The sequence below is a fragment of the Candidatus Rokuibacteriota bacterium genome (assembly GCA_016209385.1).
GTDB lineage: Bacteria > Methylomirabilota > Methylomirabilia > Rokubacteriales > CSP1-6 > JACQWB01.
Genome location: JACQWB010000304.1, coordinates 1 through 6497, shown reverse-complemented (window position 1 = coordinate 6497; position 6497 = coordinate 1). Strand labels below are relative to the sequence as shown.

7 protein-coding genes are annotated in these 6497 nt (G+C 69.0%); 3 read left to right on the top strand and 4 right to left on the bottom strand.

Annotated elements, in window-relative coordinates:
• The 4 genes from HY726_23025 to HY726_23010 form a co-directional block, all read right to left on the bottom strand.
• On the bottom strand, positions 1 to 604 hold a 604-nt coding region (locus HY726_23025), incomplete at its 3' end, for a M20/M25/M40 family metallo-hydrolase (protein ID MBI4611874.1).
• A 15-nt stretch (positions 605 to 619) separates the two neighbouring features.
• A complete protein-coding gene (locus HY726_23020; GenBank protein MBI4611873.1) occupies positions 620 to 1432 on the bottom strand; it encodes an MBL fold metallo-hydrolase in 813 nt (270 codons plus the stop codon).
• A 20-nt stretch (positions 1433 to 1452) separates the two neighbouring features.
• Positions 1453 to 2322, bottom strand: coding sequence for an oxaloacetate decarboxylase (locus HY726_23015; protein ID MBI4611872.1), 870 nt, complete (start codon positions 2320 to 2322; stop codon positions 1453 to 1455).
• Positions 2323 to 2389: 67 nt separating this feature from the next.
• Positions 2390 to 3520, bottom strand: coding sequence for a M48 family metallopeptidase (locus HY726_23010; GenBank protein MBI4611871.1), 1131 nt, complete (start codon positions 3518 to 3520; stop codon positions 2390 to 2392).
• A gap of 319 nt (positions 3521 to 3839) precedes the next feature.
• Between HY726_23010 and HY726_23005 the strand changes: the two genes are divergently transcribed.
• From HY726_23005 to HY726_22995, 3 genes are all read left to right on the top strand, one after another.
• Positions 3840 to 4754 (top strand): MoxR family ATPase, encoded by a 915-nt coding sequence (locus HY726_23005; GenBank protein ID MBI4611870.1) that lies wholly within the window; start codon positions 3840 to 3842, stop codon positions 4752 to 4754.
• Positions 4751 to 5308: a hypothetical protein gene (locus HY726_23000; protein MBI4611869.1), complete on the top strand. Its 558-nt coding sequence runs from the start codon at positions 4751 to 4753 to the stop codon at positions 5306 to 5308. The genes HY726_23005 and HY726_23000 overlap by 4 nt, the downstream gene beginning before the upstream one ends.
• 203 nt (positions 5309 to 5511) lie before the next feature.
• On the top strand, positions 5512 to 6497 hold a 986-nt coding region (locus HY726_22995; protein ID MBI4611868.1), incomplete at its 3' end, for a VWA domain-containing protein.

Below are 6497 nucleotides of genomic sequence, written 5' to 3'. Positions count from 1 at the left end.
CGTTGAAGGTCTGGATCACCGCGTCGAGCGCGTTGATCCCCTCCCAGGGGTCGGCAGAGGCGTGGGCCGCCCTGCCGGTGAAGTCGAAGCTGACGCGTACGATCCCGAGGAGGTCCTGGTGGAGGAGCATCCGGTCGAAGCCGTGGATCATCATGGCGCAGTCCACACTCTTGAAGACCCCGCCCTGGATCAGCTTGATCTTCCCGCCCCCGCCCTCCTCCGCCGGCGTCCCGATCACCTGGACCCGCCCCTTGGGGAGACGGTCCTTGACCGCGGCCAGCGCCGCGCCGGCGCCGACGCCGGAGGTGGCGATCACGTTGTGCCCGCACGCGTGGCCGATCCCCGGGAGCGCGTCGTACTCGCAGAGGATCGCGATGGTCGGACCCGCGCCCGCCTCGATGGTCGCCCGGAAGGCGGTCTCGACCCCGGCGACGCCGCGCTCGACCTTGAAGCCTTTGGCCTCGAGGAACTCGCAGAGCCACGCCGAGGCCTTTACCTCCTGGTAGCCGAGCTCGGGGCTGGCGTGGATCCGATGCGAGAGGCGCTCCAGCTCGTCGGCCATGCGGTCAGCCGCCTGGCCGAGCGCATCTTTGATCGCGTTCATGACGTGACCTCCTCACTACCTGCTGAGCTCGTACACCTTGCCGAGCTCGGGGTTCAGGAGCGTGACCGGAAGGCCGGAGGCTTTGAGGGTGGTCTCCAGGTCCGCGGGCGTGGAAGCGCCCGGGGGAGGCTTCAGGCGATGGTGGTGCGGGATCACAGTCTTCAGGTTCGGATTCTCGCTCCGCAGCAATCGAACCATGTGGACGATATCTTGCGGATCGCGGTTCCCCGCCAGCGGCAGGATCGCCACGTGGGGCCTGTAGAGGCTCCCCCAGAGCTGCATGTCCAGCGTGAGGGCGGTGCTGCCGGCGAAGTAGACCGTGAGGCCGTTCTCGAAGGTGACCATGAACCCGAGCGCCGGGCCGCCGTAGACCCGCTCCGCCGTGCCCGAGCCATGGACCGAGTTGACGCTCCGGACCGTGATACCGTCGAGCCTGTGCCAGTCGCCGGGGTTCCCGCGCAGGAGCTGGGCCATCGGGATCTTGCGCGGCTCGAAGTAGCCGCGGATCATCTCGCCGGTCGTGATGACCTTCGCGCCCGTCTTGAGCGCGATCTCATCCGTTGACCCCACCTCGTCAGGGTGGCCGTCGGCGACCAGGACGACGTCCACCTTCGGCAGGTCGGCGGCTTTGATCGGGCTGTCCGGGTTCATCACAAACGGGTTCGTCAGCACGACCTTTCCCGTCGGCGACGTGAACCGGAAGATGGACCAGGAGAACCACTCCATCTTGACCGGCGCCGTCTGGGCCTGCGCCCCGATTATCCAGACCCCGAGGGTCCACACAAACGCCACACCCGCTCCCACCCACAGCCGCTGTCGCTTGCGCATTGTCGCCTCCTCGGCTGGCCTCATGTCTTGTAACGCTCACCGAGCGCCATCTGGTCGGTCACGCCGATCAGCTCGTTGAACTCCCGGAAGGGGATGTAGCGGTCGGCGAAGCGGAGGACGCCGTCCTCGCGCTTCACGCCGGCCAGGAACTCCTGCACCGCCCTGACGGCGACGAACAGGGTGTCCACCGGGAGCAGGATCAGCGCGTACCCCAGCGCGCGGAGCCGCTCGAAGGGGAGGAGCGGCGAGCGCCCGCCCGGGGCGTAGTTGAAGAGGAGCGGCGCGTCGAAGCTCCGCGCGATCTGCTCGATCTGGCCCTCGGTGGTCGGGGCCTCGACGAAGAGGATGTCGGCGCCCGCCTTCGCCGCTGCCTCGGCGCGGCGGAGGGCCTCGTCGAACCCGCTGACCGCGATCGCGTCGGTCCGGGCGATGATCAGGAAGTCCGGATCGCTGCGGGCCTCCACCGCAGCGCGGATCTTCTGGGCGAACTCCTCGAGGGGCACCACCTGCTTGCCGGTGAGGTGGCCGCAGCGCTTGGGGAGCACCTGGTCCTCCAGGTGGAGCGCGGCCACCCCGGCGGTCTCGTAGAGCTGGACGGTCCGGCGCACGTTCAGCGCGTTGCCGTAGCCGGTGTCGGCATCCGCAATCAGAGGGATGGAGACCGCTGCCGCCATGCTCCGCGCGTGATCCACCATCTCGGCGAGGCCGGCGAAGCCCAGGTCGGGGAGCCCCAGGCGGGAGGCCGACGTGCCGTAGCCGGTCATGTACACGACGGGAAACCCCGCGCGCTCCACGAGCCTGGCCGAGACGCAGTCGTAGGCTCCCGGCACCACCGCCCCCCGTCTGGCCATCACCAGTTCGTGGAGCCGCTTCCGCTTGGCCATGCTCATCCCTCCGTGGCGGCCGTGATGGTTCCCCCTCTGCCGACGGGCAAAGGGTCAGGGTGAGGGGACAATATCAGACCGCGCTGGATTGGGCAACGACCCTGCCTTCGGCAGACGCGAACCGGCGGGCGGAGGCGATGCGCCTCGCGATGGAGGGGTGGGAGAAGAGGAAGAACTCCTTCACCGGGTGCGGGCTGCGCTCGGCCAGGTTCAGCTCGGCGAGCCGGTCCATGGCGCCGATGAAGGCGTCAGGGTTCCGCGTCACGGCCAGGCAGAAGTCATCGGCCCGGCGCTCGACCCAGCGCGAGTAGCCGTTCGCGAGGGGCAGCGCCAGGAGCCCGAGCCCGACGACGATGAGGGCGAACAGCGGCAGGCCGGCAGGGTCCGCCGGGCCGTCGAGGCCGAGCCAGCGGCTGCCGAGGCGGAGGAGGCCGTCAGCGATCCAGAAGGTGACGAGGGTCAGTCCGCCCTGGACGAGGAGCGCGCGCCGGACGTCACCGTGGACGTGGTGACCCAGCTCGTGGGCCAGGACCGCCTCCACCTGATCGGAGGTGAAGCCGTTGACGAGCGTGTCGAAGAGGAGAATCCGGCGGGTCCGCCCGAGGCCCGTGAGGGCCGCGTTCGCGGTCCGGCTCTTCCGGGACTGATCAACCAGCCAGACGCCGACTACCGGAACGCCCACGCGCGCGGCCAGGGCGAGGAGCCGCTCTCGGAGCTGGGCGTCGTCGAGCGGAGTCAGGCGGTAGAAGAGCGGCACGATCCAGAGCGGAACCACCATGGCCAGAAACGCCGAGCCGGCGAAGAAGACCGCGGCGCCCCAGAGCCACCACCAGGCCGTCACGCTGAGAAGCGCGTAGATCACCTCCGCGGCAAGCAAGGTCAGGGCGCCGCTCAGGGCCACTGCCTTCAAGTGATCCAGGGCCCAGCGCCAGAACGGCTGGTGGAGAAGCCCCACGCGACGGGGGAGCCGGTAGCCGGCAAGCCAGCTCAGCGGCGCCGAAACCAGGCGCAGGGCCACGCTCAGAATCAGGAAGAGCTCGGCCACCTGGAGCCAGAACGGGTGGCCGCCCGCCTCGGCCCACCGGCGGAGCGTCAGGGTCGCGCCGGTAAGGAGGAAGACTGCCAGGAGGGCGACCGTGAGCGCCAGGCGGGCGACCCCGAGCCAGAACTGCCAGCGGTGATAGCTCTTCCCCTGATTGGTCACATTCAAAATTGTACCACTCGTGTCGAGGAGGGCGCGGGCCGCCCGGCGAGATGACGCGCCGAGCCAGCCGGTGTGATAGAATGAGCCGCAATTCAGTAGCAGTTCGAGCCGAGCGACGGCGGCCATGCCGCAGGCAGACCCGTCGCGACGCGAGACCCGAGTGGCAGTTCGAGCCGAGGGGCTTCGGACGAGCCGCAGGCGTGGCAGTTCGAGCCGAGGCGCTTCGGCGCAGGCAGCTTCATCGCCTGCGCCAGCGGCGAGGCGAGACCCGAGTAAGTAACAGCCACGAGGCGAGACCCGATTAATCCAAGGAGCCGCCATGTTCCCGTCCGTCGAAGAGGTCCAGGAGCGCTTTCGCTCGGCCCGCTATATCGCAAGCCGGCGCATCGCCACGGTGGTCTATCTCGCCGAGCGGATGGGGCGCCCGATCCTGATCGAGGGACCTGCCGGCGTCGGGAAGACGGAGATGGCCAAGGCCCTGTCCGAAGCGACGGAGCGCCGCCTCATCCGCCTCCAGTGCTACGAGGGGCTCGACGAGGGCAAGGCGCTCTACGAGTGGAAGTATGCCAAACAGCTCCTCTACACCCAGCTCCTCCGCGAGCGGATCGGCGAGCTGATCGCCGACGCCCCGTCCCTCCCTGAGGCCGTCGCCCGCATTGCCGGGCAGGAGGACGCCTTCTTCTCCTTCCGCTTCCTCGCGCCGCGCCCGCTTCTGTCGGCGATCCTGGCGGACGACCCGGTGGTACTCCTGGTGGACGAGATCGACAAGGCCGAGCCCGAGTTCGAAGCCTTCCTTCTCGAGGTGCTCTCCGACTACCAGGTGTCCGTCCCCGAGCTCGGGACCATCGGGGCCAGGCACATCCCGCTGGTGGTGCTCACCTCGAACAACGCCCGCGAGATCTCCGACGGCCTCAAGCGGCGCTGCCTCCACCTCTTCATCGACTTCCCCGCGCCGGCCGAGGAGCTGGCGATCATCCGCCTGAAGGTCCCCGAGATCCCCGAGCGGCTCGCCCGGGCGGTGGTCGCCGCCGTCCAGCGGATCCGGACCCTCGACCTCCGGAAGCCGCCGTCCATCTCGGAGAGCCTCGACTGGGCCCGCTCGCTGGTGATCCTGAACGCCGACCAGCTCAACCCCGAGCTGGTCGAGTCCACCCTCACGATGCTGGTGAAGTACGAGAAGGACATGGAGCGGGTGCGCGGCGCCCTCGACAAGGTCCTGGCCGACCTCCCGTGACCGACTGGAAGGCGCTCACCGAGTTCAGGGAGCTCTGGTTCCCCTGCCCCCGGATCCGGCTGCCCGAGCTGGGCCCGGCCGGGCCGGTCTTCATCGAGGGCGGGCGCTGCATCTCAGGCCTGCTCGGCGAGTACGTCAAGATCTGGATCTACGCCGCGGGGCGCTGGCATTTCTATTACCTCCACCCGTTCCCGCGCGACTTCTACCTGACCACCATGCCCGAGGCCGTCCCCCATCTCCTCACGCCGGACGAGCTGACCGTGGAGACCTTCCGCAACGGGCCCGCCTACAAGGTGGTGCTCGGCCTCAGGGCCGCGGAAGGGCCCGTGCGAGTGCTCCACCTGGTCGGCGACGTCCGCGACGTCAGCCGGTGCGCAGAGGTCTCCGAGGAGATCCCCGGCGGCGCGCTCGGCTGGAAGCTGTCCATGATCCACATCATCGGCCAGGGCTCCTTCCACGGCCTCCTCCGCCTTGAGGACGGCCGCCTCGTCCCGATCAGCCGGACCCACGGCGAGGACGTGTTCAAGGCCTCATGGGTAACCTTCAGCCGGTAGAGATCCGCGCTCGAAGCCTCGCGGGATCGCTCCGTCGCTACGCTAGAAAAGCGAGCCCCCGCGCCGTGCGCGATGCCGTGAAACGAACGGTAGCTCGGGCCGCCGCGATGGAAGGTACTCCCTTTGAGCCTCTATCTCGGGCGGTTCCCCGCAACCGATCCGGCCGACGCCGTTAGGGCTGAAGGCGTAGCCCCTCCGAGGCGATGGACCAGCGCATCCTGGAGTTCATCGGGGACCTGAGACGGGCGGAAGTGCGGATCTCGCCCTCCGAGGCGCTGGACGCCCTCGCCGCCTCCGCCGAGGTTGGGCTCCTGGACCGGGAGGCGTTCAAGACCGCGCTCGCGACCACGCTCATCAAAGAGTCACGCGACCTCCCCACCTTCAACCGGCTCTTCGACCTCTACTTCCTCGACCTCCAGGCCCTCGGCGAGGGGCTCAAGAAAGCCCTCGGCCCCGAGGACCCGCGGATCCGCGAGCTGCTGGACCGGCTCCTCGCCGAGGAGGGGATGGAGCTCGACGAGCTGACCGAGCTGCTCCTCCGCGGCGAGGGGATGGAGCTGGAGATGGCGATCCGCGAGGGCGGGCGCACCGCCGGGCTTGAGCGACTGATGTACTTCCTCCAGATCGGCTACTTCTCCCGGCGGATCCACGACCGCTTCGACTGGGAGATGATCGAGCGCGACCTGGCGCGGCTGCTCCAGCTTCTCGAGGCCCGGGGCCTGGACCCGGGACAGCTCGCGCGCATCCGGAACTACCTCGACCTCCGCCTGGAGGCCTTCCGCCGGATGATCCGCCAGCACGTGGAGCGCGAACTCGAGCGCCGAGCCTACCGCTCGGGCGAGCGGCTCATGCAGGAGTCGCTGACCGACAAGCCCCTCTTCGCCTTGAGCGCCGACGAGGTGGCCCAGATGAAGGCGGTGGTCGCGCGCCTGGCGCGGAAGATCAAGGACGCGCTGGCCCTCCGTCAGCGGCAGGAGGAGAAGGGACGCCTGGACTCGCGGCGCACCGTGCGGCGGAGCCTCCAGTACGGCGGCATCCCGATGGAGCTCAGGTTCAGGCGACGCCATCGCGAGAAGCCCAAGCTCGTCACCCTCTGCGATGTCTCGGACTCGGTGAGGAACGCCTCGCGCTTCATGCTCCAGCTCGTCTGGAGCCTCCAGGAGTGCTTCAGCCGAGTCCGCTCCTACGT

Coding starts and splice junctions, on each gene's coding strand:
- HY726_23020 (MBI4611873.1), bottom strand. CDS start 1,432: ATGCGCAAGCGACAGCGGCTGTGGGTGGGAGCGGGTGTGGCGTTTGTG.
- HY726_23015 (MBI4611872.1), bottom strand. CDS start 2,322: ATGAGCATGGCCAAGCGGAAGCGGCTCCACGAACTGGTGATGGCCAGA.
- HY726_23005 (MBI4611870.1), top strand. CDS start 3,840: ATGTTCCCGTCCGTCGAAGAGGTCCAGGAGCGCTTTCGCTCGGCCCGC.